Consider the following 23,578-nt stretch of genomic DNA (forward strand, 5'->3'; position numbering starts at 1 on the left):
CGCCCTAGAGTTACCGTTTCTGAGCCCGGTATCTGCGGAGGAGCGCCGTGATCTTGGCGTAGTCGCGTGCGCCGTTCAGTTCATCAAGCAACTCGTCCGGGCAGAGTTGGTACTGATCGCCCCACCACCGACGTGCTCGGTTGTCCCAGATCCGGTAGCCGCCGGCGACTCCCCGCGCCACGTACCTTCGTCTCGCCGTCAGCGGGCAACGTAACAATGCCGTACAGGTCCGCGCACCCAATTCGGGCAACCGCGAGCCGGCGACTCGCGTTCATGTCGCTGGTGTGGTCGGGTTTCGGGCGATCCTCGTACCCCTGCGGGCCCGGGTAGGGTGGCCGCGGTGGACGGCGGGGCGGCGCGGCCGGTACGGATCTGCACGGTCGGCCATGGCACGGCGCCGATCGATGCAGGTGGCTATCCGAACCGGTCAGCCAGCCTCGTCAGCTTGGTGACGTACGTCGGCCAGTCATAGTCGTGAGGGATGTTGGTGTTCTCCCGCTGCCAGCCGATCGCCGCGTCGTGCTGCTCGCGCATGATGTCGGCGTGACCGGCGTGACGGGCGAGGTCGCAGGTCACGTGGATGATGATCCTTTGTAGCGTCACGACCTGTCCATCTGGTCGCCACCATGACACCCGCCCCGGCGCGTCGAGCGGCAGCTGCTCGATCGTCTGATCCGCGAACACCCCGACACGGCGATACAGGTCGATCAGCCCGTCCTTCGTCTCGTCCTCGCGCGCGTACCAGTCTGTCTGCGGGTCCTCGTCGTATGCCTGCATGGGGACCAGCTCCTCGGGCGTCGGGAACTCGCGCCCGAAGGTAGGCCCGAAGTAGGCGGCTTCGACGTTGAGGCAGTGCTTGAGCACTCCCAGCAGGTTGTTGCCGGTCCCGGTGCGGGGCAGTCTGGCCTCGCGTTCGCTCAGCCCGTCGAGCTTCCAGATCAGGTCATCGCGAGTCGACTGGAGGTAGTGGTGCAGCGCAGCCTTCGGGTCGCCCAAATCAGCCATGCCAGCCAGTCTTCCTTATACGTCGAGCCATTATGGGCGAGGTGTCGCCCGCAAGATCAGCGCCCCGCTGGACGGGCTGACATCCTCATTTGCCGCTGTTGGCGCGTCGCCTTGCGTAATGGTCGGTGCTTGACGAACTCGGTCGTGCCCGGAGTACGGTCGGGGTCTACCTGCGGTGCCTCAAACCGCGTGACCGGAGGAGTCGGTGCTGGATGACGGCAGGGCGACCGATGCCCACACAGGACGACGTGCTCGGGTACTTCAACACGCTGTCGAACTGGGGACGGTGGGGCGACGACGACGAGCTCGGGACTCTGAACCACATCACCGACGAGGTCCGGCTGGCGGCGGCGCGGGCCGTGCGCCACGGCAGGAGCGTGTCGTGTGCGTGGGAGGTTGCCGTACCGGAAGAGATGGAGCGGTCGACGACGACGTGTCCGTGCGCCGCCGACATGCCGGGTGCCGAGGATATGCCGGTGCCCGTGTTCCGCAACGACCGGCGTTGGGGCTTTTCGTCCGAGCGGCTCGGCATCACGTTCCACGGCAACACCGTCACCCACGTCGACTCGCCGTGCCACATCTTCTGGGACGGCACGATGTACAACGGGCGGCCGCACTCGTTGGTCGATGCCGCAACGGGATCGGCGTGGGCGGCCGTCACGGCGGCGGCGAACGGGATCATCACGCGTGGTGTCCTGCTGGACATTGCGAGGGTCCGCGATGTGCCGTGGTTGGAGCCGGGGCAGGGGGTGTTTCCCGACGATCTCGAGGAGGCCGAGCGTCGCCAGGGTGTGCGAGTGCGATCCGGCGATGCGGTGCTCCTGCGGACCGGCTATGGCCGCGTCCGGCACGAGGCCGGTGCGGCCAGCGGTTTCACGCAGGCCGGCTGGCACGCGTCCTGCCTGCCGTGGCTGCATGAACGGCAGGTCGCGCTGATCGGCGCTGACACCCCCCAGGACGTTCAGCCGTCGGGGTACGAAGACGTGTTGATGCCGGTTCATGCCGTGGGTCTCGTCGCGATGGGTCTGTGGCTGCTCGACAATTGCGACCTGGAGGTGTGCGCGACGACGGCTGCCGAGCTCGGCCAGTGGGACTTCCACCTCGCGGTCGCACCGGTCCGCTTCGCCGGTACGTCCGGCAGCCCGGTCAACCCGATCGCCACATTCTGACCGCGGTTCGCGAGGTACGCCGCCTGCGTCGGTGACGTCGCGCAGCTCGGCTCGGCGGCGCAAGTCGATCTGTATTCAGCCAAACTACATACCAGGATGAAGTAATCATCGCTGGTGCTGAACATCGCTTCGGACGGACCATGGAGACATGACCGAGTACCGGGCGTCGTTCGACGCGGACGTGGCCTTCCTCAACGGTGGCGGGCTGCAGACCCAGGGCTTCCGGCTGGACCTGCCCGATGCCTCGGTGTCCGAGGAGGAGCTGGCCCGGCTGTTCGTCAGCCACCTCGGCCTGCTGATGGTGGACCAGGTGCGGCTGTCGAACGTCGAGGTCTTCGTGGAGGCGCACAAGGGCAGCCGAGGTGGCCCGGCCGCGGCCGCCGTCACCGGGGAAGGCAGCCGGCTGGTCGATCTCAGCCACGTGATCGAGGCCGGGATGACCACGTATCCCGGGCTGCCCGGCCCGGAGATCACCCCACACCTGACCCGCACGGATTCGCGGCGCCTGTACGCCGAAGGCACCGAGTTCACCATCGACCGCATCACCATGCTGAGCAACACCGGCACCTACGTGGACAGCCCGTTCCACCGGTACGAGGGCGGCGTGGACCTGGCCGGCCTGCCCCTGGAGTCGATCGCCGACCTGCCCGTCGTGGTGGTCCGCCTGACCGGCACGACCGAACGTGGCGTCACCGCGCAGACGCTGGCGCCCTATGACGTGACGGGAAAGGCCGTGCTGCTGCACACCGGCTGGGATCGGCACTGGCGGACCGACGCCTACGGCGTCGCGGCCCCGTATCTGGCCGAGGACGGCGGGAAGCACCTGGCCGACGTGGGCGCTCGGCTCGTCGGCATCGACAGCGTCAACATCGACTCGACCGACGGCGGGCAGCGGCCGGCGCACTCGATCCTGCTTGGAGCGGGCATCCCGGTGCTGGAGCACCTGACCAACCTCGGCGAGCTGCCGGTACACGGCGCCCGGCTGCACGCCGTGCCCGCCCCGGTGCGCGACTTCGGCACCTTCCCGGTGCGCGCGTACGCGCTGGTGCCGCGATGAACTGCCGCTCCTACCAACATATTGGAGCTGCCACGCCGTAACAGCGCTGCCGTCAGCGGCCGCAGACCACTGTGGTCACGATGTCGTCGAGGACCTGCGCCGCCACTTGCGGGACTGCGGCAACAGTACGACCAGGTTTCCGGCGACCAGCAGCGCCAGCAGCCCGACGGTCAGCCAGAATCCGGCACCGGTGCCGACGAAGTCGCGTGCGACCTTGTCGGCGGGTATCGCGCTCTGCTCCCGGACGCGCACCGCGAGCCGGTCCACCACCAGCGCCTGACCGGCGACCAGTGACAGGCCGGCGAGGGCGCCGAGTCCAGCCACCACCTTGCGGCGGCGCTGGTCCCTGGCCAGCGCGACTGCCGCGACGAGGGTCACCCCGAGCAGCAGCAGGCCGGCAAGGTAGAGGGGTTGCGGCTCGAGCTGGTCCTGCCGCCACTTGTCGGGTGGGAGCAGATGATCGGACGGTACCTCCGGTGCACCACCGAGCGCGAGGTCAAGCCCGTTGTACTCGGTCGTCCCGCCCGGCTCGGCGCGTCCGTAGCTGTCTGGAATGCACGAGACGGTGGCGAACGGCAGCGCAAAACACAACAGCGTCAACAGTACGGTCACCGGGCTGAGCCAGCGCCGGCGAAACGGCGTTCGCGTCCCGCGCGACCAGACGGGCGCCGGGACTGCCGGCTGATGCTGCGTCATACCGCCGCCCGCGTCGGTGCCGGCCATCGTGGCCGCGACGGTGAGGAACTGCAGCGCACCTTCCGCAACCACCGTTTCCGGCCGCTCCACGACGCTGGGTGCCATACCGAGACGGGCATGCAACAACCGGCCGAGCAACGGCATGCGGCTGCCACCGCCGACAAGGAAGACGCCGGCAAGCTCGTGCGGTGCCAGTCCCGCGTCCGCGACCAGATCCGCGGCGAGGGCCACGACCGGCGACAGCAGCGGCGTTGCCACGGCCTCCACCTCCTCGCGCGTGAGGTGAAGGTCGGAAGGGTGTCCGGGCACATGCACAGGGGCGACGCTCAGCCTCGACAGGCTCTCCTTCGCGGCTCGAACCTCCTGCCACAGCGCCATCCGGTCTCGGCGATCCGCGCCGGTCGCGGGCGTGGAGAGACGATGCCAGACCTGCGGCGCATCGCGCGACACCAGCGTCGCCAGCAGGTCGACCAGCGCCGCGTCGACGTCAAGGCCACCGACGTCCAGCCCGCCCTGCGCGACCACCGTCATCGCCGCGGCGGGCACGGCCGCACCCGCGCCGACCGGCATGCCGGCACGCACCAGCGCCACGTCGGCGGTACCGGCACCCACGTCGACGACGAGCAGCGCGGCGTCCGGCGGCAGGTCGCAGCCCAGCACCGAGGTGTAGTACGCGGCGGCCGCGATCGGCTCGCTGACCAGCTCGACCGCACCCAGGCCGGCCCGCTCGGCGGCGACGGCGAGCACCGCCCGGCGGGCAGCCGCCCAGCTGCTGGGAACGGTCAGCACCGCCGGATCCGGATGACCGGTGCGGCCGGCCTGCGCGACGACCACCGCAAGCACCGCGGCGAGCGCGTCGGTGACGTCGACACCGTGCTCACCCAACAGGACAGTGCCATCGTCGACGCGACGCTTCGGATTGGGCTCGAACGCGGCGGGGTCGGCGCGTGCCAGCCGCTCCGCATCGCTGCCGGCGATCAGTTCACCGCCGGCGTCGGCGTACACACCCGATGGCAACTGCTCTCTGCCGTCGAACAGCACCGGCCGGACCCAGCCGTCCGTGCTGCGCAGCATGGCAACCGTGTTCGAGGTACCGAGATCGACAGCGAGCACATACACCTCCGCAGGGTACGCCGTAACCAGGCCTGTCAATCGCCGCACTCGCACCCCGCCTCCGCCATCCCGAAGTGGAGCGTGTTCGTGCCGTCGCACCACGTCGAGTCGACCCATACGGCGCAGCTCCTTGCAGACAGCCATAAGGAAGACCGGGTCCAGGTTGCTGGTGCGCGACTCGAGCGCTGTCGTCCCGGGCGAGCTGAGCAAGGTGCACGCCGCGGTTCCGGGCGTCAATGCCGCGTGGACCCCACCGGAGGCGCCACCCGTTCAGCCCGGCCGGTCCAGCAGCGTGCTGAGGCCGTCGATGCCGCCGTCGGGGTACTTGCCGGACACCTCCGGGGCGGCCTGGAACGGCAGGATCCGGTCCACGTCGCCGGGCCGGGCGACGCGAACCTCGGACAGGTCCTCCGGCAGCACCCAGACCTGCACTGTCGCGCCCGACGTGAGCGCCGCGGCGTCGTCGGAGTGCAGGCGATACCCGAGGAACACCAGCACGTGCTCCTCGATGCCCTCGAAGCGCAGCCGTAGCCGCACGTTGCGCCGCCGCGACTCGTACGGGCGATCGAGCGGGGCGATCTCGGCCGCGACGATTTCGGCGCTCAGCCGCGCGCCGCGCCGCAGGATGCGCCGATTTTGCCGGTACACCCCGAGGCCCACGGCCAGGCCGGCGCCCACGGCCACGACCGCGCCCACCAGCGCCCACCCGAGGATCGCCATCGGCGCACAATAGCGGCAGTAAGCCGTTCAGAACATCCCGTTTGGCTACTGTTACGGTGGGTGTCGATGGGACCGATTACGGCGGTTGCCTGGCGGCTCGGCGTGGCGGCGGTAGTGTGGCTGGTCGTCGGCGCCGGGCAGGACAGGTACGGCAACCGGCACAACTTCTCCGACCTGCGGATCTACCACCTCGCCGTGCGTTGGTGGCGCGACGGCCGCCCCCTGTACGACTTCAGCGTCCCGGACCCGACGCAAGGGTCGCTCGGGTTCACCTATCCGCCGTTCGCCGCGCTGATACTCCGGCCCCTGGCCGGGTTCGCCTGGCCGGTGCCGGTACAGGTGGCATTCGGCACGGTATCCGTGCTCGCCTTCGCGGTGTCGTTGTGGCTGCTCTTGCTGCCGGTGGCGCGTCATCTCGGCCAGCCGACATGGTTCGTCTTCTTGTTGGCAGTGCCACTCGCCTCGGCATTGGAACCGATCCGGGAGACCTTTACCTTCGGCCAGGTCAACTTCGTACTCGTGGCGCTCGTTCTCGTGGACCTGCTGATACTCGGCGCCGTCAGCAGCCGGTGGACCGGTGTGGGCATCGGTCTCGCCGCGGCGGTCAAACTCACGCCGGGCATCTTCATCCTGTACCTGCTGTGCACCCGCCGCTGGAGAGCTGCAGGCGTCGCCACCGCGACGGCGACCGCGGCGACCGCCGCCGCATGGGCCGTCGCGCCCGGTGACTCGTGGACGTACTGGACCCGCACCCTCGTCGACGGTGACGGCATCGGCCACCCCGAGTACCTGTTCAACCAGTCGCTGATGGGAATCGTTGCGAGAGCCTCGGACCCACCACAGCGGGTGCTCTGGCTGCTGCTCGTCGCGGCCGTCGTCGGTTTCGGCATGTGGCGGGCTGCCCGGGCGTACACCGGAGGCAGCGAACTGACCGGCCTGACCCTCGCCGGCCTGGTCGGATGTTTGGCCAGCCCGGTCACCTGGGTGCACCACATCTTCTGGTTCATCCCCGCAATACTGCTGCTGGTCATCGCGGGCACTCGACCGCTGCGCTGGCCACCGCTGCTCGGCGCGGCGGCGATCTACTGCACCGTAACGTTCAGCGTCATCTCGTTTTACGCCTATGACCTGCACGAACCCGGCGGCATTGCCGGCGCGGTCCTCGGCAACTGGGACGCCCTACTCATGCTCGTCCTCCTCGCCGCCATGCCTGCCAGCCTGTCGCGGGAGCCAGTAGTGATGCCTTCCAGTGCGGCCACCGGTCAGATCCCCTCAACCAGCAGCTGACGCGGATCTGGTTCGAGTACTTCGTCCCGACGATCGTGCTTACGGACCGCTCGTCGACACCACCGGCAGTACCCTGCAACAGCTCAAGAGATCATGACAGCCGTCCACCGGCAGGTCGATGATCGTGTCTGGATCGCTGACGGCGAGATCGAAGGGGTGCTGGCCTCGGCTGATCAACCAGCTACGGAAGGCAAGCACGTTGCATTTGAGCCCGATGGCGGGCGGGTATACCGGCGAACACGAGCATTCGAGTGCTCCGTGGCCGTCGCTCGATGCATTGTCCAATGGCATGGACGTCGGTCACCGACGTCATCCATTGGTCCGCCCATGCGGATGGGTTGAGGCTCTTATGGGCGCGTGCCGGGGGTCCTATTTGTCGTTTATGGGGGCGATCGTCCCCCGGTTGGGGGTATGGCAGACGGAACATCCGAAGCGGGCTTGCGGTTGTTGCGTTTAACCGTCATGCTCGAAGGGCAACCTAGTGACACGTCGCTAGGAGCTCCGCGCGGTCGGGGAGGCGGAGCTAGAGCTAGGAGGGACGTCGCCATGTCAGCCACCCAGCAGTTGAGCACAGTCGTCGTGCCGGAGAGCATCGAACACCAGGATACTGCCCAAATGGCGCAGTTCCTGGAGTTCTGCCAGGCGCAGTCTGCTGATCTTCGCCTGGTCGCGGTGGACGGCACCTCCGTACCGCTTCCGAGTCAGGTTGTGACCCTACTCAGTCAGCTCGCGACGACCTTGCTCGCTGGCGAGGCTGTGGCGATCAATCCCATCGCCAAGGAGATGACCACTGGAGAAGCTGCCGCAATGCTCGGAATGTCGCGGCCAACTCTGATCAAGCTCCTGGACGCCGATCGCATCCCGTCCCACCGGGTAGGCACGCATCGTCGAGTACTGCTCCGTGATGTCTTGGAGTTCCGTCGTCAGCGCTTGCTTGAGCGGCGAAGGAGCTACGAGGCATTGATGGAAGAGTGCGACGTGTTGGGCATAGATGAGTAGCTGACCAGATGCTTACCGTCAGTGGGATGCTGTACCACCTGCGACGCGACCATCCAGAGTGGACTGAGCACGTAATCGGCGGCATCCGACGCCGCCTTGAGGGGTACTTCCCGGAGAGCATCGTTACCGGATACGACCCTGCCAGGGTGCCGGCACCCTCGGATATCAACGACTGGCATGTCCTCGCAGCCGCTGTCGAGGCCCGAGCCACGTACCTCGTTACGTGCGACCGGGATCTCCTGGCCCAGAGCGGTGCGTACGAGCAGCATCTCGACATGCTCCATGCCGACGACTTCCTAGTCCTTCAGCTCGACACTCACCCGCGGTTGGTGCGCAACAGGCTGGAGGACCAGATCGCATACCTCATGCGTAAGTACGCGAACGACAGTTACGGGCAGCTTCGTGAGCGAGCGCTCGGGCAGCTCGAGAAGGCGGAGGCCACGACCTTCGCCGCTCGCCTGCGGGAAGCCGACGCATGCTCTAGACCGGCTACGGAGGTCCGAAGCTGACAGAGGTTCGAGCTGCCGACTTCCAGCGCCTTCGTACTGTTGAGACGCCGACCAGAACGACGGTGGCCACAACGAGGCACGGCGTGACGGTCTACTATGGACGCGGGTGACCTCGGTGCCTGGAACCCTGTCTTCGTCGGATCCTGCGCCGACGCTGAACTGGTGGCGTCGGGCGGGATTCGTCAGGGCGCGTAGTCGGCCGGTCGGATGTTGTTATTGAGCCGGAAACGGTTGTCGGGGTCGTAGTCCCGCTTGATCTGAGCAAGCCGGTCGAGATTCTCGCCGAACGCCGCGTGCCTGCTCGCGCTGTCCAGGTCCAGGTCGCCGCTGAAGTTGAGGTAGGTGCCACCGGCCGAGGGCAGGCCGTTCACCTCGTTGAAAGCATCCCGCACCCACCGTACGTTGGCCTCGGTGTCGGCGGTGTCGGTCCAGTTGCCGTCAATGCTCACGATGTAGGCCGCACTCCGGTCGCCGAAGGCGGTGTCGTGGATCCCCGCACGCTGCACGGCGCCGCCCATTTGCGGCACGTGGACCAGGGTGTGTGGGTGCGGTCGTCCAAGTCCTCTGCGGAGCAGCACGTCGAGCACGTCGTCGCCGAGCTCGCGGACGTTCACCGACTTCCAGTAGCTGAGCAACTCTCCCTTCGGGAACATCCAGTCCATGAGCCGCTGGACGTCCCGGAACGGCATGGGCCCGCTGAGATCGGCGAGCGGCGTACCGAATTCGCCGATCGGCCTGAGGATCGTCGTGGCGTCGGCGGGTGGACCCGCGTACACGGCGGCGGTGATGAATACGTCCCGGTTGTGCACCTCCCGCGGTAGCAGCGGCGTGGCCGGCATGGACCAGAACATGGCACGGCTGCTGACCTCGTCCGGCAGACCGGTCGTCCAGGCCCGCCAGGCTGGAAGGATCTCTTCCGCGTCGGACGCGGCGTACATCGCCGCCCCGTACATGACGATGGGCCCGATCGGGTGGGCATGGAACTCGAAGGCGGTGACGATGCCGAAGTTGCCACCGCCGCCGCGAAGTGCCCAGAAGAGTTCCTCGTGCTCGGTCTCGCTGGCTCGAAGGAGCGTCCCATCGGCCGTGACGATCTCGACGGCGGCGAGATTGTCGCAGGTGAGGCCGTACTTGCGGTGGAGCCACCCGAGCCCGCCACCGAGTGTCAGACCCGCGACACCCGTCGTCGACACGATGCCGCCCGGCACGGCCAAGCCGAAAATCTGGGTCTCTCGGTCGACGTCTCCCCAGGTCGCGCCTCCTTGGACGCGAACGAGCCGCTCGGCGGGGTTCACCCACACACCCCGCATCGCCGAGAGGTCGATCATCATGGCTTCGTCATAGGTGCTGTGGCCCGCGATCCCGTGCCCACCGCCTCGCACGGCGACCAGCAGGTCGCGTTCGCGGGCGAGGTTCACCGCGTCGAGCACGTCCGCCGCCCCCGAACATCGGGCAATGAGCCCAGGGTGCCGGTCGAACATACCGTTGTGCACGACGCGACTGTCGTCATAGCCGGGATCGTCCGGTGTGATGAGCGGACCATGGAAGGCCGCGTGAAGCGCATCGATCTGCTCGTCGGTGACAGCCGTTTCGCCACCGTCGAGCCTGCGGAGTCGCACTGTCATCGCCGGGCGCCCTTCAGCCGGTCGAGTCCCGAGGCCTTCTGGGACCATCACCCGCAATCCGGGCCTTAAACCCATGTCCAGCCACGACTGCGGGTGCAATGCCAAAGGCCTCGCACGGTGCGTCGGTCCTGGTCACGTCCATACCACCCCACGCGATCACCACACGGATCCACCTGAGCCACCCGCCCTGAAGGACGGAGCACTGGCGTGTGATCGGTAGCGCGCACCGAGCTCGGCGGCGAACAGCGCGACGGCGGGCCGGCCGGAGGCGAGCTCGTCGAACACCTGCGGCAGCGTCTGGGGCAGGACCGTGTGGTGCTCGCGGCGCACTCCCAGGGGTGTCGGCATGGCCCGCCGCCGGCCGGATGTCTGCCACGCTTACGTCGGCATGGGCCAGATGGTGGACATGGCGCGCAATGAATCGTTGATCCCCGCGCCGCCGTCTCGTTAGGTCGCCACATCAAGTCGCTGATGACCACGCTGTCGGCTTTGGCAATCCCGCGATTCCAGGCAGAGGCGTCGATACGCGCTTGCGGCCGGATCGGCGCTGGGCGACATTCCCGGCGGCCGCCTGTCCGCATCGTCAAGAGGCGCACGGGTTCGTCATATTCCTGCCTCGGCCACGCCGCGACCATTCCGGCTCGAGCGGTTTCGTTCGACCACCTGATCGGGCTCGTCAGATGAAGGGGGCGGTGCGCGCAACGGGGCAGCTATTGACCGATTCTTCGAAGTTCTTAACTGTACCGATGCCGCAATAGAAGAATTAAACTTCTCGATGCTTTGGCCCGGTTGGTGCGACGGGCTCGCGCCGGTGTGACGCGGGTCATAAAAAACAAGCAGGACCCATACGCTCTGCGTCACCTGGGATACGGACAGATGCGGGGAATGTCATGTCTCTCCCCCGGGAGGGGTCCAGGAAGTGGCGAGGCAGCGCTCCCTTATGCTCGATGACCGGTACGGTTGTCCGACCTGTGTGCGCTCTCCGAAGAACGGCAGGACGTGGGCAAACACGCGGAAAAATTCGGGGAGGAGGCGCAACGATGTCCGATTCTGCAACGCGGTTCTGGGACGGAATCAACATTCCGGCTCCCGGCACCTACCTTCTCGATCAGGCACACAAGCGAATCGGTTTTGTGGCCCGGCACATGATGGTAAGTCCCGTTCGCGGTGACTTCGGTGAGGCGACCGCACGAATCATCGTGGAAGAGGACCCGTTGCGTTCCTCAGTGACCGCGTCCATCGCGGCGGCGAGCGTGAGCACCGGTAGCGCCGACCGGGATGAGCACCTGAAGAGCCCCGACTTCCTTGATGTCGACCGGTACCCCACTCTGGAGTACCGCAGCACGGGTATCAAATGGCAGGGTAACAACGATCCGATTTTCTTCTGGGCTCGCCTGAGAAATCAACGACCAGGCCGCATGGGCATGCCCCGCAAAATTCCACAACAGTCCGACCGCACCACCGGACGATTCGTGCTCACCGGGGAGTTGACGATCAAGGGGATAACCCGACCCGTCGACCTTCAGGTGGACTTCGGTGGCGCTGGTCGCGATCCGTACGGGCAGGACATTTTCGGGTTCAGCGCGACGGCGGAGATCGACCGTGAGGACTATGGCCTGATCTGGAACGTGGCCCTCGAAGGCGGCGGCGTCCTCGTCGGCAAGAACGTGCGGCTCGAACTCGCCGGCGAAGCGATCCGCCAGTCCTGAGGCCCTCCACACAACATTCCGCTCAGGCTGAGGCGCGATCCGGGTGGCCCGGCGTCAGCGCGCCGGGCCACACGTCACTGCTTGACCACCTCCAGGCCCGCGTCGAGGTCCCGCAGCCGGCGCGCGACCCGGCGCATCGCACTGCGGAAGAACCGGGCGTCGGCGGTGAACACCAGGTACACCTTGGTGACCTGGGTCATCTCCATCGTGCACGTGGTGCTGCCGTCGCGGCCAGGAGTGGCGGTGAACGTCAACTCGGAGCCGCGGGCGGCGTCCTGCTCGGCCGAGGCGCGCTGGGACATCGCACTCATCAGGCCGACGACGCCGGTCCTGCCCTCGTAGAACGCCACCGCCGTGCGCCTGCCCGACTTGGCCTCCGACGTGCTGACCCGCCACCGGCTGCCGAGCAGCGACGCGTTGCGGCCGTTGAGGCAGTCGGCGAACACCCGCACGCAGTCGGCAGGGGACGCGTTCGTCGCGATACGCCAGGTCCGGTTGTGGTCCAGCAAACCCATGTCAGATCTCCTTCGTGTGCTGCCGTTCGTGGATGCGTTGCATCTCGTAGCCGGTGAAGTGCGCGGTCGACAGGCCGCGCGCCGCTTTGAACTCGATGCCGGCGTCGATGAGCGGCCAGGCCGCCGCAGTGCGCAGCGCCTCCCCGCCCAGCAGCTCCCAGACGAGCCGGGCCGCACCGTACGTCGCGAAGCCACCGTGGTCGTCGGCCACCGCGGCGTGCAGGTTGCCGAGGAATCCGTCCCGGTCCTCCTGGGAGTACGGGTAGAACGGTGCGACGCAGGTCGGCCAGATCTCACTGCCGTCGATGCCGCAGGTGCGGGGGTCGACCTCGTACCGGCCGAACAGGTCCAGCCGACGCAGCATGTCCTCCGGGAACGGGCTACTCCTCACGCGCTTGAACCATCGCATGACCGTTCCTGACGGACAGCCGTCCGTCAGGAACGGGTAGGGACGAGCACAGGAGGTGTCCGTTGCGCAGTCGACGCCCGCCGCGAACGTCATCCGGGTACCTCGCACCGCCCGACGCGAAGGTGCGCGGCTGGGAATGCCACAACGACGAATGCGGTACCGCCAGCGAGCCGACCGAGCGGCCGCCCACATGGTGGCCGCATCCCTGCCGCGCATGCAACCGCCCGACCGACCCGGTGTTCGAGGAGCCGTGGGCGCATGACGCCCGTGGTCACCGCCTCCGGCACGACCTCCGCAGCGCGGACCCGTATCAGCGCACTCGGGCCGAGATCGAACTGCCCGTCTGGGCGTACCGGGAGGCCCGGCTCCGCGGCGACGACCCGGGAGCAGACGCGGCGTGGCAGGTCTTCCGGCAGACCAGGCAGCAGCAGCGCGACCGAGCCGACGACTGGTGGGCGGCGCAGGCGACCCACGAGCTGGTCAGCACCGCGGCAGCCTTCGACGACATCGACCGTGCGGTGCGCGAGGTGCTGGAATGGCATCCGCGGCTCGACACCCGCGACCTCGAGAACGACAACACCGGCCGCACCGACGTGCGCACCTTCGTGTCGGCCTGCACCCAGGTCTTGAGTAGTCCAGCGTCAGCCGCCCACCCGCAGAGGGCGGTCGTACGGGCCGCGCTGCGCGACATCGAGCACCGCGCCGGCGAGTGGCTGTCGACGTACAACCATGACGAGATCCGCGAGATCGACGACATTTACGCCATCCACGAGTCCGGCAATGAACTCGAGGAAGAGAGCGTGACGAACGTCGTGACCGGCGGCCTGCCGGCGATCGCGGGCGGTCAAATCCTGGACCTGGCCGGCGCCGCGCTCACGGCCCTGGAGACCAACGACGACACCGCCGCCCTCAGCGAACTGGTGAGGCGACTGGAGCAGACCGGCGAGGCACCGAGCCTGCTGCACCTGCTCCAGGCCCGCCGTGCCGCGGCCACCGGCGCCCTACCGGCCGCCCTGCACGAACTCCAACTCGCCGCCCGGGCGACCGACCCACTCGCACCACGGCTACTCCCGCAGATCCACGCCACGGCCGGCACACTGCAAGCGCTGCACGACCCGGCCGAGCTCGACGAGGGGATCGCCGCCTGCCGCACCGGCCGGCAGTCCGGCGTGCGGTGGTGGCGGCGCACCACCGCCGCGGACGCCGCACTTGCCCGGCTGCTGCTGTGGCGGGCGCTGCTGCCCGACACACCACCCGACCGGCGGGCGGCCGACGTGCGGGAAGCGGTGCGGCTGGCCCGCCGCCGATGCCGCCCCTGGCACCACCCGAGCGTGGACGAGCGGGTCGTCCTGCACGACGCCCGCGCCGCACGGGACGCCCTGTCCGGCGGCGACAACACCGGGCGGCAGCGGCGGGCCTGGCGGTCGGCGGTCACCAAACCGTCAACCGTCACCGAACAGGCGCGGCTCGCCCTGGCCTGGGCAACATGGGCGGTCGGCACCGGCGACCAGGAACTGGCCGCGGAGGCGTACCAGCACCTCGTCGGGCTCGTGCCGCTGGACGCCGCCGCGCGATACGGGCAGAGCGCCAAGCAGCGGGTCCTCGCCGCCGCTCAGGAGCACACCGCGGAGGCCGGGTACTGGCTGGCCCGGACCCGCCGCTACCGGGAGGCCGTCGTGGCCCTGGAGACCGGGCGGGCGATCGGACTGAGCGAGGCCAACGGCCGCGACGACTCCGCCGTGCACGCCCGGCTGCGTGCCGCGGGCCAACACGAACTCGCCGAGGAGTACCGGCTGGCCCGCGCCGAGGTCGACCAGCAGGAGCGCCACCCGTCGGCGCGGCCGGGACACGCCTGGCAGCGGTTGCGCGACGTCGCGGCCCGGGCCGCCGAGGTGCTCGGCACCGACCCGCTCGCACTCAGCGTCAGCTACGCCGACATCACCGCGGCCACCGGCGACGGGGCACTGGTCTACATCGCCGCGGCGAAGGCCGGCGGTTACGCCCTTGTCGTCGCCGCGCGGCACGACCCGCAGTTCATCGAGCTGCGCACGCTCGACCGTCGCACGGTCGCCCGGCTCGTGGCCGAGCTGCTGCCGCTGACCCGTGATGGTGCAACGGTCCGCGGCGCCGAGCCTGTGCGCGACCTGCGGCCGACGTCGCGCGCCGTCGACCGGACCACCTCGATGCTCAGCACACTGTGGAAGAACGGCGTGCACGATCTGGTGCTGCACAGCGTGCGGGGACGGGTGGTGACCTTCGTCCCGGTCGGGCAGCTCAGCCTGCTGCCCCTGCACGCCGCCGGCGAGCCCGGCACCCCCGGCGACACCTACACCGAATGGCGCCGAGCCGGCCACTTCTCCGCGATCCGGTACGCGCCGAACGCCCGCGGTCTGCGCCGATGCCAGGCGACCGTACGAGCATTGCCCAGCGGCGAGCAGCGACTGCTGGCCGTCGACGTGGCTGACGCCGCCGGCGGCGGCGCGCACCTGCCGCACGTCGCGCGAGAGACCACCGGGATCGCGCGGTGCTGGCCCGGCGCCGTGACGATCGCGCACAACTGCACATGGCAACGGTTCCAGGACACCGCGGACGAGCACACGGTGTGGCACCTCGCCTGCCACGGTTCGGCGCAGCCACACTCCATTCTCGACAGCCGCCTGTACTTCGCCGACCGGCAGGTCACGCTCAAGGAACTCCGCGACGTGCTGCGGCCCGGGCAGCGGCGCCTGGCCGTGCTGTCGGCGTGCGAGTCGAACCTCACCGGCACCGCCCTGCCCAACGAGGTGGTCGGGCTACCGTCAGCGCTGCTGCAGGTCGGCTTCGCCGGGGTCATCGCGAGCTCATGGAAGGTCGACGACCTGGCCACGGCATACCTCATGACCGCGTTCCACCGGCAGTGGCGCGAGGAAGGGCACGAACCGGTCGTCGCGCTGAACCACGCCATGCAGTGGCTGCGCACCGCGACCCGCGACGACCTGGCCGCCATGCTGCCGGACGTCGAACCGGGCGGCGACGCGGGCCCGTATCCCTATCTGGCGCCACGGTACTGGGCGGCGTTCGCGTACACCGGCGCGTAACACGACGGGAGGCCAGGCGGTCACGCCGCCACCACCCGGTGCTGCTCCAGATGGGACATCACTGCCTGGTTGGCCTCCCAGCCGTCCGGGAACTTCACGACCTCGTTCAGGTACATCCGGCCTGTCGACGGGTGCGCGTCCAGCAGTGCTGAGATGCCGGCCCTCGCCACCACGATGCAGGCGTGCCGGTGCCTCGACGTCAGCACGCACAACCGCCCGGCCTCCAGGTGGAACGCTGTCGCGTCGCGCCGGCCGGACAAGGGGTGCCAGACCACCGTCACGTCGTACTCGCGGCCCTGCAGGCGGTTTGCCGTGTCGACCGTGATGCCGGAGTCGGCCGGCAACTGCTGGCGGACCGCCGCGGCCTGGTCGCGATGGGCGGTGCCGATCGCGATCCGCTCGGCGGTCACCGGAGCGCCGTCGGGGAATTTCTCCGACACCGCCACAGCGCCGCGTTCGAGCAAGCGCAGTGCCGTATCCGCGCACGCCTTCGCGACCTCGGCGTCGGTGCGCATGCTGTGCCGCGCCGGCAGTTCGTGCAGCGCCCAGCCGGAGCGGGCGGCCTCCGCCAGCGTGGCGTCGAGTGGAGACGCGCCGAACGCGTGCGTCTGGAAGGTCAACGAGCGGTCGCCGGGGCCGGTGCCCGACGTGAAGCCGGTGAACGGGTAGAACGCCTCCGACACCACCGGCGCGGCCGTCGAAGGGAGCCGCCACGACACCGGCAGCCTGTGGACGGGGACATCAGTGTTGTGCCGCAGCAGCACTGCCACCGCGCTCAGTTGCGGGTCCCAGGACAGGCCGGCCCAGCGTTCGGTCTCCACCGTCGAGAACGGGTCCAGCTGACCCGGATCGCCGACGAACAGGGTCCGGTCGAAGCGGCCCGCGATGCGCAGCAGCGCGTCGGAGCGCATCTGGTACGCCTCGTCCACGATGGCCCACGCCCACGAACCGTCGGTCAACATCGACCACTTGGCCGCCGTGCCGACGATCACCCGCGTCCCCGCCAAGCCTGCCACCGCCGTGTCGACGGTGACGTTGCCGTGCTTCGAGATCCGCGGCACCGGCACGTAGCCCTGCGCCGACAACCGGCCGATCGGGAGGTCCGCAGCAGCAGCCGCCAGGTTCGCGATGAGGTCGTCGACCTGCTCGTTGGTCTGGGCCACGACGGCGAGGGGTTCGCCCAGCCGGGCGAGATGCCGCGCGGCCCGTACGACCAACGTCGACTTCCCGGCACCGGGCGGGGAGTCGACGACCACGCCCCGCGCGGAGCCGGACTGCAGATCCTCCATGACGGCAGGGAACACGTCGGTGGTCACGACCAGTCCTCCACGGCGTCCTCCTCGGTGGGCACGGGCGGCGCCGGTGGACCGCCGTGGGTCCACGGGGTCTCCTCGGCCGACGGGAACTGCCCGCCGGGCTGGTAGGCATCCGACACCGTGCTGTACGTGACCCGCTCACCCACCGCCGGGACGCTGCCGGGCGGCGCGGTGAGGGAGCGGCCCATGCCGCCGGTGAGCTCCAGCACGACGTCCAGGCCGCCGTCGACCGGCGTCACGGCGACGATGCCCGCCTGCTGCGAGAGCCGGGCCGGGGATTTCACCGAGACGCCCGCGCCCAACCGCAGCGGGTCCTGCGTGCGGACCGTGATGTGCGGGCGGAGCTTACGGCGGGGGCCCGAGGCGTCGACACGGTCGGGCTCGGCGTGGACGACGGTGCCGGCGAACGCCTCGCCGGTGAGCCGGTACTCGGCCATGACCAGCGGATCGTCCAACGCGCGCTGCGAGTCGAACAATGCCTGGGCGCGCTCCAGACGGCTGAGCCGGCGCGCGGCGGCCACAGCGCTGTCCCGGCGGGCCTGCGGCAGCGGGCTGTCCCCGCGCAAATGGCTGACGTAGTTGGTGTACACGTCGCGGTCGTCGGCCCAGCGGGCCACGACGCTCGCCCCGGGCGTGAGGGCGTTGAGCAGTTCGACGCCGCGCCACATGAGCTGCCACGTCGGCTCGAGCTGGGTGGTGAGGGCCGTCTCCAGCCTGGAAAGCGCCTGCTGACGGGCGACCGGATTGCCGTCCGTGCGTGCATATCGGTCGATGGCCGGCGCGAGCCGATCAGCGTCGAACGTCGGGTCGGTCGCCGGGCCCGCCGGCGGCCAGGTCTCCGGGTCCTCGGCGTCGAGCGCGGCGTCGAACGGGGAGCGCCCGGCGGGCGGGTCGATCCAGGCCAGCAGCGCGGCGAGGTTGGCGTCCTCGACGGCGCTCTGCCCGGTCGCCCAGTGGTCGCCGAGCGCCGAGGTCATGGCGAGCATCAGCGACGAGCCGGGGTGCTCGGCACGTTCGGAGAAGAACGTGAGCCACTGGCCGAGCAACGGCACGACGGGTTTGACGGCGTATTCACCGTAGGTCCGGCGCAGCCGGGTCGAGCGGCCGAAGAGGCGCACGAAGCCGATGCCACCCGGGTTCGGTACGAGCAACTGCGGCGCATCGGCGAACCGCGACCGCCCGCGCACGTCCTCCGCCTGCCGCGCGAAGCTGTCCACATAGGACACCATGAGGCGGCCGAGCTCGGCGGCGAACGCGAATCGCTGGTCGCGGTTGCGCGGCTGGGGCACGATGAACAGCCGCGGCGAGTCCGGCCGGTCGCCGACCATCGCGGCCAGTGGAGCGTTGGCCTCGCCGGCGAGCGCGAGTGGGATGAAGACGAGCGGGCGCCGGCTGATGTGGGTGTGCCGGACCGTGGTGATCCGCTGGGCGGTCTGGTCCCGGACCGCGAGCGCCCGCGCGATGGAGGTCAGCGACGTCATGCCGGGATCCCGAAGCACTCGTTGCGCAGGCGCATCGCTGCCCGCAGTACCATCGCGGCCTCCATCTGCTCCGGAGCGGGAGCGAGCAGGCCGCCGGCCAGGCCGAGCGCGGCCTCGACCCACTCGACGCCGCCGAGCTCCTCGCTGACGGTACGGCCCAGCGCGTGGGTCGTGCCGTGCGCCTCGCGGCGGCAGAAGTACGACATCTCGCACATGGACAGGCAATCGGGGGAGTAGCGGGCCGGGATGTGCTCCAGCGCCGCGCACAGTTCACCGACCGGCCGCGTGGGCCTGCCGTCACGGTCCGGCGCCAGGTCGAACGTCAGGTCGTCGTCCAGCGGCTCCAGCAGCTCGTCGATGCGGGTCATCCGGTTGAGCTGCCGGTTGAGCACGGTGAGCTGGCGGCGCACGTCGAGCTTCGTGGCGACCGCGTGGTTGGAGAAGTTCTCCGGGCAGACCAGCACCACGTCGTGCGAGACCCGCTCCGGGTCGAGGCCCAGCTCCTTCAGCAGTTGGCGCAGCGCCACGACGTACACGCCCGACTGCACCGCCGCCGCGGCGACCTTGCCGCCGTCGGCCTGCCCGTCGATGACCGCGAACGACTTGATCTCGATGATGTGGAAGACGCCCTGGAACTGAAACGCGATGAGGTCCGGCTCCAGGAACACCTGCCGGCCACCGACCGGCAGCCGCAGCAGCGGGTGGTCGAACAGCGTGCCGAACTCGTCGGTGCCCTTCGCGGCGGCGCCGAGCACCTGCCGGGCCAGCGCGTGCCGCACGTTCTGGCTCGTGTTGCCGGCGGCCTCCTCGAGGTCGTGGTACGCCACCTCGGGGATCGGCAGGTCGAGCACCTCCCGCAGCATCCGTAACAGCTCGGCGCAGCCGTTGGCCTTCACCTGCGCTTCGAACGCCCGGGTCCGGGTGATCGCGAACGGCGACTGCCCGTACGGCGGCGGGAAACCGACCCGGGCGGCCACCGTGCGCTTGTCGACGCCGGCGGCGTCCATGACGGCACGGCGGGCGCAGCCGGGGTTGCTGGTCAGCGCGGCGATCGTGCGGGCGTTGTGCGGCACGGGTGGTACCGGTCCACGCAGCTGATCGAGCCGCGATTCGGTGCTGTTCACTGGGGCGTTCCTTCGCGGGGAAACGGTGGGGCTACGAGACCTTGCTGTCAGGCACCGGCTCCAAAGGGCTGCCGAAGAGCCGCCGAACGTCGTCGAGTTGCGTGCGGGCCCGAGTGGCGGCCGCTTCGCGGTGCGACCGGTCGACCGGTTCGTGTGTCTGCAATTCGGCGCGCGCGGCACGGATGACCATGTCGGGCTTGGCCGAGCCGATGCCGTCGGCGGCGCCCGGGATGTTCTCGGCGAACAGCCACAGCAGGCGGCTGGTCGCGCGATCGATCTCGGGAAGCCGCGCGATGTGCTCGGCGATGCTGACGGCCGCGTAGAGGAAGTCGACGCGCGGGCTGAGTGCGCCGATGATGCGCCGCTCCAGCGGCCACGTCGACACGGCCAGGAGGCCACGCGCTGCCGCGAGCCGGTCGGCGGTGAGTGCGGCGCACAGATAGTACGGCCGGGCGAACGGCGACGAGCGGAACGAACGCTCCTCGTCGCGGCGGAGGCTGGTGAGCTTGGCGCTGTTGATGTCCCCGCCGAAGCAGGCGTTGTAGACCTGGGCGATCAGTTTCGGCGCGGCCGGCACGGTGAGCAGGGTCAGGGCGCTGTGGACCTGTTCGCGCAGCGGCAGGAGTGACCCGCTCTCCCGCTGCGTCGGCGCCGGTGTCGCCTCGGGCTCGTGCGCCTCGTCCCACGCGTCTTCCAGGGCGCGCACCTCTGCCCGTAGCATCCTGACCCGCGGCAGGTCGCCGACGGACCTCGCGTGGCGGATCTCGGCATGCAGCGCGTCGATCCGCTGCTCCAGTTCCTCAACGCTGTCGGCCATGGTTGGGACAGTACCGTTCTCCAGTAATTTCCAGCAATCCCCACTTCGGGCAGTACTGGTATATGAAGAGGCTACAGAACGTTACGTTCGAGTGGAATGGTTCCACTTTCATCGAACCCGTTCCGCACCCGGAATGAATCCACCAAATGGCTGGTAGAAGCCCATCCGGCCGGAGTGATTGTCGTGGTGGAACCTGGCGGTCTGGTCCGGTTTGTCACCCCGACCATCCGCCTCGGACGCGGAAACACCGTTGCGTGCTTCCAGTAGATTCCAGTAAGTTCCAGTAATAGCCAGGCACTGATGTGGTGCGGTCTGGAAGCCATCCGTGTTGTCCCTCGAAGGGTCGGTGCACCATGCGCAAAAACTCCCTCGTCGCCCTGTCCGCCCTGTCCCTGTTCGCCCTCGGCTGCGGGGTCGACACCAACCAGGGAACCACCCAAGGCCCCGGCGTCGCGGACGCCGCCTCCAGCGCCGCCGGCGCTCACAGCGTCGTGTTCGAGGTGACCGGCAAGGGCGTCAGCAAGGCCAGCTCCGTCACGTACGGCATCGGCGGCAACTCCTCCCAGGCCAACGGCGCCGCGCTGCCGTGGAAGAAGGAGGCCACCTCCACCGACACGCTGCTCACCGTCAGCATCGTCGCGCAGTCCGGCACCGGCACCGGCACGATCACCTGCCGCATCACCGTCGACGGCAAGGTCGTCGTCGAGAACAGCTCCGAGGGCCAGTACGCCGTCGTCACCTGCTCCGGCAACGCCTGACCGCACACACCGGGCGGTCGGTGTTCATACCCAACGACATGGGGGTCGACATGAAACAGCTAGCCATCATGGCGCACGGCGAGCGGCCGGCCTTGGACGCCGTGCTGCACGGACTCCGCGCGTCCGGACTGCAGCCCGTGGTGTTGTACGGCCTGCGCGGCGAAGACGAGGTCGTGGTCGTCGGGATCGTGAACGAAAGCCCAGCTGCCGCGCCGGCACCGGCGGGCTGGGAGCAGCTGAGCGACCGCGAACGCGCCGTGGCGCGGCTGGTCGGACAGGCACTCACCAACCGGCAGATCGCCCGTCGGCTCGGCATCTCCGCCCACATGGTGAACTACCACCTGCGACAGATCTTCCGGAAGCTCGCGATCAGCTCCAGGGTCAGCCTGGCCGCGTACGCCGAATCCGAGTGACGACGACCTCGGCAGCCTGTCGGCTGCGATAGGCGAATCAGCCCTCACGGTCGTTGCCGTGGGGGCTGATTCGAGCTCGTGACGCCACGGAACCGAGTCTTGATGGACATTGTGCGTTCGGCGGATTCTTGTCCGGCTTCAACTGTGCGTGTGGGGCAGGGATGGCAACTTGCTCTATATGATTCCGGCGTTCTAGTCGAGGAGGCTGCGTTGCCCGGACTGTTCGACGGGTTCGAAGGCTATCGAATCTTGACCGAAGTCGATGTCGACCGCGCGTTGAACTGTGCCTTGGTCGCGATCGACGCGAACGTGTTGCTGAACCTGTACCGCTACAACGCCCAGACCACTGACGACCTCCTGGCGATATTCGAGAAGTTCGGTGACCGGCTCGTCGTTCCCCACCAGGCCATGCGAGAGTTCCACCGCAACAGGCTCGCCGCCATCGGCAATCCTGACAGCGCCGCGAGTGACGTCCGATCAGCCCTGCAGAAGAACCAGCGTTCGACCAACGACGCTCTGGGTCGCTGGGCCAAGCAGGTAGCCTTGGCGGAAGCCGAACTCCAACAGCTCCAGGCAGATGTCGGCAAGCTGTACGAGTCGCTGCAAACCGCTGTGGGCCAAGCAGAACCGGACCAGGTGCACGCCAATACGCCAGCAGCCCGTGACCGTGTTCTGAGCCGGCTCTCTGTACTGCTGGACGGCAAGGTCCTCCCGAGGCCACCGGACGACGAGTGGAACGCGATGATCGCCGAAGGCAAGAAGCGCGTCGAGGAGCACCAGCCACCTGGTTACCTGGATGCCGACAAAGGCGATGAGCATCCCGAAGGTCCAGCAGGCGACTACCTCGTCTACTGGCAGGCGTGCGAGGAGGCGACCAAGCGCCAGCTTGATCTCGTCATCATCACCGGAGACGAGAAGGACGACTGGTGGTGGCGTCATCGGTCGGTGGTCGTCGGCCCGCGTCAGGAGATGACCAAAGAGTTCTTCGATCTCAGCAACGGACGGCAACTCTTCTTGCTCCGCCCACGTGACCTGCTCGAGCAGTCTTCGGCACTCAATGTCCAGGTCAGCCCCGCTTCCGTCGAAGATGCCAAACGGCCCAGGGACGACCTTGCTCCGGAGGGCCAATGGGCACCTGAGGCAGTCACAGAGCTCCTCGCCAGGCTGGACAGCGAGGGACAGGTTCAGGCGGAGGTCATCCGGGAGGCCGCGGCGCGCGGCGGCACCATCAGTCGTGAAGCCGTGTACGAAATTTGTGGGTACGACGACGAGCGGATGCTGCGAGGGTTCACTCGGCCGACCAACCGCATCACCGCTGACTTGCAGCGTGCCGGGATCCTGTCTGAGCCCGTCACGCCGATCCTCAAGCCGCTCTATCCGGACGGTGTGCGGGCATCTGGATTTCGGATTCCAGGAGAAGTGGTGGCCATCCTTCGCGCTGCGGAGGGCCTTGATGACGCCGAGACAGATCCGGGTGGCAGCTCGTCAGAGCAGAGCGTCAGTAAATACTGGCCGCTCACCCAGTGGCTGAGAACGCAGCCCGACGATGTGATTCCGATGACCTTCGCGGATCTGGAGGAGATGCTGGGCCTCCCACTTCCCCAGTCCGCCCGCAGTCATCTGCCGTACTGGTACTCGGTGCGCAACTCACTCGGCAAGGCGCTCGCACTCGGGGGCTTCAAGGCTCGACGAGTGAACTTCGTATCGGAAACGGTGGAGCTGGTCCGCCGATAGCAACCGGCCGCCGACCCGGGCAATTGGGTCGGCGGCCAGCAATCG

General features: G+C 68.7%; 21 protein-coding genes. 10 read left to right on the forward strand and 11 right to left on the reverse strand.

The genetic code is table 11. From position 1 onward, the window contains the following. Positions 1-414 precede the first annotated feature (414 nt). Positions 415-1,005 (reverse strand): DinB family protein, encoded by a 591-nt coding sequence (locus tag Dfulv_RS02385; protein ID WP_259860957.1) that lies wholly within the window; start codon positions 1,003-1,005, stop codon positions 415-417. Positions 1,006-1,487: 482 nt separating this feature from the next. Between Dfulv_RS02385 and Dfulv_RS02390 the strand changes: the two genes are divergently transcribed. After that, positions 1,488-2,174 carry a cyclase family protein gene (locus Dfulv_RS02390; RefSeq protein ID WP_259860958.1) on the forward strand — a complete coding sequence of 229 codons (687 nt, stop codon included), beginning with the start codon at positions 1,488-1,490 and terminating at the stop codon, positions 2,172-2,174. A 148-nt stretch (positions 2,175-2,322) separates the two neighbouring features. Beyond that, entirely contained in the window at positions 2,323-3,231 is a 909-nt protein-coding gene (locus Dfulv_RS02395) for a cyclase family protein (protein ID WP_259860959.1), read from the forward strand. Positions 3,232-3,306: 75 nt separating this feature from the next. On the opposite strand, the gene Dfulv_RS02400 is transcribed toward Dfulv_RS02395, so the two are convergent. Together Dfulv_RS02400 and Dfulv_RS02405 are read right to left on the reverse strand one after the other, a co-directional pair. After that, positions 3,307-5,046 carry an Hsp70 family protein gene (locus Dfulv_RS02400; protein WP_259860960.1) on the reverse strand — a complete coding sequence of 580 codons (1,740 nt, stop codon included), beginning with the start codon at positions 5,044-5,046 and terminating at the stop codon, positions 3,307-3,309. A gap of 264 nt (positions 5,047-5,310) precedes the next feature. Continuing rightward, the gene (locus tag Dfulv_RS02405; RefSeq protein ID WP_259860961.1) at positions 5,311-5,760 is read right to left on the reverse strand and encodes a DUF3592 domain-containing protein; all 450 of its coding nucleotides are present in this window, start codon (positions 5,758-5,760) and stop codon (positions 5,311-5,313) included. A gap of 66 nt (positions 5,761-5,826) precedes the next feature. Between Dfulv_RS02405 and Dfulv_RS02410 the strand changes: the two genes are divergently transcribed. The 3 genes from Dfulv_RS02410 to Dfulv_RS02420 all read left to right on the forward strand — a co-directional run bounded on the left by Dfulv_RS02410 (position 5,827) and on the right by Dfulv_RS02420 (position 8,555). After that, positions 5,827-7,047, forward strand: coding sequence for a glycosyltransferase 87 family protein (locus Dfulv_RS02410; protein WP_259860962.1), 1,221 nt, complete (start codon positions 5,827-5,829; stop codon positions 7,045-7,047). A 546-nt stretch (positions 7,048-7,593) separates the two neighbouring features. Further along, positions 7,594-8,046: a helix-turn-helix domain-containing protein gene (locus Dfulv_RS02415; protein ID WP_259860963.1), complete on the forward strand. Its 453-nt coding sequence runs from the start codon at positions 7,594-7,596 to the stop codon at positions 8,044-8,046. Positions 8,047-8,072: 26 nt separating this feature from the next. Continuing rightward, on the forward strand, positions 8,073-8,555 hold the full coding sequence (locus Dfulv_RS02420; protein ID WP_259860964.1) for a PIN domain-containing protein: 483 nt from the start codon (positions 8,073-8,075) through the stop codon (positions 8,553-8,555). Between the two features lie 182 nt (positions 8,556-8,737). Here Dfulv_RS02420 and Dfulv_RS02425 read toward each other — a convergent pair whose 3' ends face one another. Then, entirely contained in the window at positions 8,738-10,285 is a 1,548-nt protein-coding gene (locus Dfulv_RS02425; protein WP_259860965.1) for an FAD-binding oxidoreductase, read from the reverse strand. Between the two features lie 51 nt (positions 10,286-10,336). Then, the gene (locus Dfulv_RS02430; protein ID WP_259860966.1) at positions 10,337-10,528 is read right to left on the reverse strand and encodes a hypothetical protein; all 192 of its coding nucleotides are present in this window, start codon (positions 10,526-10,528) and stop codon (positions 10,337-10,339) included. 692 nt (positions 10,529-11,220) lie between these two features. Between Dfulv_RS02430 and Dfulv_RS02435 the strand changes: the two genes are divergently transcribed. Continuing rightward, complete coding sequence (locus Dfulv_RS02435) at positions 11,221-11,889, forward strand: YceI family protein (protein WP_259860967.1); 669 nt, start codon at positions 11,221-11,223, stop codon at positions 11,887-11,889. Positions 11,890-11,963: 74 nt separating this feature from the next. Here the strand turns inward: Dfulv_RS02435 and Dfulv_RS02440 are convergent, their stop codons facing one another. Together Dfulv_RS02440 and Dfulv_RS02445 are read right to left on the reverse strand one after the other, a co-directional pair. Beyond that, the gene (locus tag Dfulv_RS02440; protein WP_259860968.1) at positions 11,964-12,404 is read right to left on the reverse strand and encodes a hypothetical protein; all 441 of its coding nucleotides are present in this window, start codon (positions 12,402-12,404) and stop codon (positions 11,964-11,966) included. A gap of 1 nt (position 12,405) precedes the next feature. After that, on the reverse strand, positions 12,406-12,795 hold the full coding sequence (locus Dfulv_RS02445; protein WP_259860969.1) for a hypothetical protein: 390 nt from the start codon (positions 12,793-12,795) through the stop codon (positions 12,406-12,408). A 254-nt stretch (positions 12,796-13,049) separates the two neighbouring features. On the opposite strand from Dfulv_RS02445, the gene Dfulv_RS02450 reads away from it, so the two are divergent. Next, the gene (locus tag Dfulv_RS02450) at positions 13,050-15,890 is read left to right on the forward strand and encodes a CHAT domain-containing protein (protein WP_259860970.1); all 2,841 of its coding nucleotides are present in this window, start codon (positions 13,050-13,052) and stop codon (positions 15,888-15,890) included. Between the two features lie 20 nt (positions 15,891-15,910). Here the strand turns inward: Dfulv_RS02450 and Dfulv_RS02455 are convergent, their stop codons facing one another. The 4 genes from Dfulv_RS02455 to Dfulv_RS02470 are packed head-to-tail and all read right to left on the reverse strand — an operon-like array spanning position 15,911 to position 20,628. Next, a complete protein-coding gene (locus Dfulv_RS02455; protein WP_259867342.1) occupies positions 15,911-17,179 on the reverse strand; it encodes an AAA family ATPase in 1,269 nt (422 codons plus the stop codon). Between the two features lie 23 nt (positions 17,180-17,202). Next, positions 17,203-18,687, reverse strand: coding sequence for a hypothetical protein (locus tag Dfulv_RS02460; protein ID WP_259860971.1), 1,485 nt, complete (start codon positions 18,685-18,687; stop codon positions 17,203-17,205). Then, a complete protein-coding gene (locus Dfulv_RS02465; RefSeq protein WP_259860972.1) occupies positions 18,684-19,811 on the reverse strand; it encodes a hypothetical protein in 1,128 nt (375 codons plus the stop codon). Before Dfulv_RS02465 ends, Dfulv_RS02460 begins: the two co-directional genes overlap by 4 nt. Positions 19,812-19,842: 31 nt before the next feature. Beyond that, positions 19,843-20,628, reverse strand: a complete 786-nt coding sequence (locus Dfulv_RS02470; RefSeq protein ID WP_259860973.1) for a hypothetical protein — start codon at positions 20,626-20,628, stop codon at positions 19,843-19,845. 353 nt (positions 20,629-20,981) lie between these two features. Here Dfulv_RS02470 and Dfulv_RS02475 point away from each other — a divergent pair, with 353 nt between their 5' ends. From Dfulv_RS02475 to Dfulv_RS02485, 3 genes are all read left to right on the forward strand, one after another. After that, positions 20,982-21,386 (forward strand): MmpS family protein, encoded by a 405-nt coding sequence (locus Dfulv_RS02475; protein WP_259860974.1) that lies wholly within the window; start codon positions 20,982-20,984, stop codon positions 21,384-21,386. Between the two features lie 50 nt (positions 21,387-21,436). After that, on the forward strand, positions 21,437-21,799 hold the full coding sequence (locus Dfulv_RS02480) for a helix-turn-helix domain-containing protein (RefSeq protein WP_259860975.1): 363 nt from the start codon (positions 21,437-21,439) through the stop codon (positions 21,797-21,799). A gap of 210 nt (positions 21,800-22,009) precedes the next feature. Next, the gene (locus tag Dfulv_RS02485) at positions 22,010-23,533 is read left to right on the forward strand and encodes a PIN-like domain-containing protein (RefSeq protein WP_259860976.1); all 1,524 of its coding nucleotides are present in this window, start codon (positions 22,010-22,012) and stop codon (positions 23,531-23,533) included. The last annotated feature ends 45 nt before the right edge of the window (positions 23,534-23,578 follow it).

This window comes from Dactylosporangium fulvum (assembly GCF_025137375.1).
GTDB lineage: Bacteria > Actinomycetota > Actinomycetes > Mycobacteriales > Micromonosporaceae > Dactylosporangium > Dactylosporangium fulvum.

Excerpts from the sequence above, each read along its gene's own strand:
- Dfulv_RS02385 (WP_259860957.1), bottom strand. The coding sequence starts at position 1,005 with ATGGCTGATTTGGGCGACCCGAAGGCTGCGCTGCACCACTACCTCCAG.
- Dfulv_RS02395 (WP_259860959.1), top strand. The coding sequence starts at position 2,323 with ATGACCGAGTACCGGGCGTCGTTCGACGCGGACGTGGCCTTCCTCAAC.
- Dfulv_RS02405 (WP_259860961.1), bottom strand. The coding sequence starts at position 5,760 with ATGGCGATCCTCGGGTGGGCGCTGGTGGGCGCGGTCGTGGCCGTGGGC.
- Dfulv_RS02410 (WP_259860962.1), top strand. The coding sequence starts at position 5,827 with ATGGGACCGATTACGGCGGTTGCCTGGCGGCTCGGCGTGGCGGCGGTA.
- Dfulv_RS02415 (WP_259860963.1), top strand. The coding sequence starts at position 7,594 with ATGTCAGCCACCCAGCAGTTGAGCACAGTCGTCGTGCCGGAGAGCATC.
- Dfulv_RS02420 (WP_259860964.1), top strand. The coding sequence starts at position 8,073 with ATGCTGTACCACCTGCGACGCGACCATCCAGAGTGGACTGAGCACGTA.
- Dfulv_RS02430 (WP_259860966.1), bottom strand. The coding sequence starts at position 10,528 with ATGCCGACACCCCTGGGAGTGCGCCGCGAGCACCACACGGTCCTGCCC.
- Dfulv_RS02435 (WP_259860967.1), top strand. The coding sequence starts at position 11,221 with ATGTCCGATTCTGCAACGCGGTTCTGGGACGGAATCAACATTCCGGCT.
- Dfulv_RS02440 (WP_259860968.1), bottom strand. The coding sequence starts at position 12,404 with ATGGGTTTGCTGGACCACAACCGGACCTGGCGTATCGCGACGAACGCG.
- Dfulv_RS02455 (WP_259867342.1), bottom strand. The coding sequence starts at position 17,179 with ATGGAGGATCTGCAGTCCGGCTCCGCGCGGGGCGTGGTCGTCGACTCC.
- Dfulv_RS02460 (WP_259860971.1), bottom strand. The coding sequence starts at position 18,687 with ATGACGTCGCTGACCTCCATCGCGCGGGCGCTCGCGGTCCGGGACCAG.
- Dfulv_RS02470 (WP_259860973.1), bottom strand. The coding sequence starts at position 20,628 with ATGGCCGACAGCGTTGAGGAACTGGAGCAGCGGATCGACGCGCTGCAT.
- Dfulv_RS02475 (WP_259860974.1), top strand. The coding sequence starts at position 20,982 with ATGCGCAAAAACTCCCTCGTCGCCCTGTCCGCCCTGTCCCTGTTCGCC.
- Dfulv_RS02480 (WP_259860975.1), top strand. The coding sequence starts at position 21,437 with ATGAAACAGCTAGCCATCATGGCGCACGGCGAGCGGCCGGCCTTGGAC.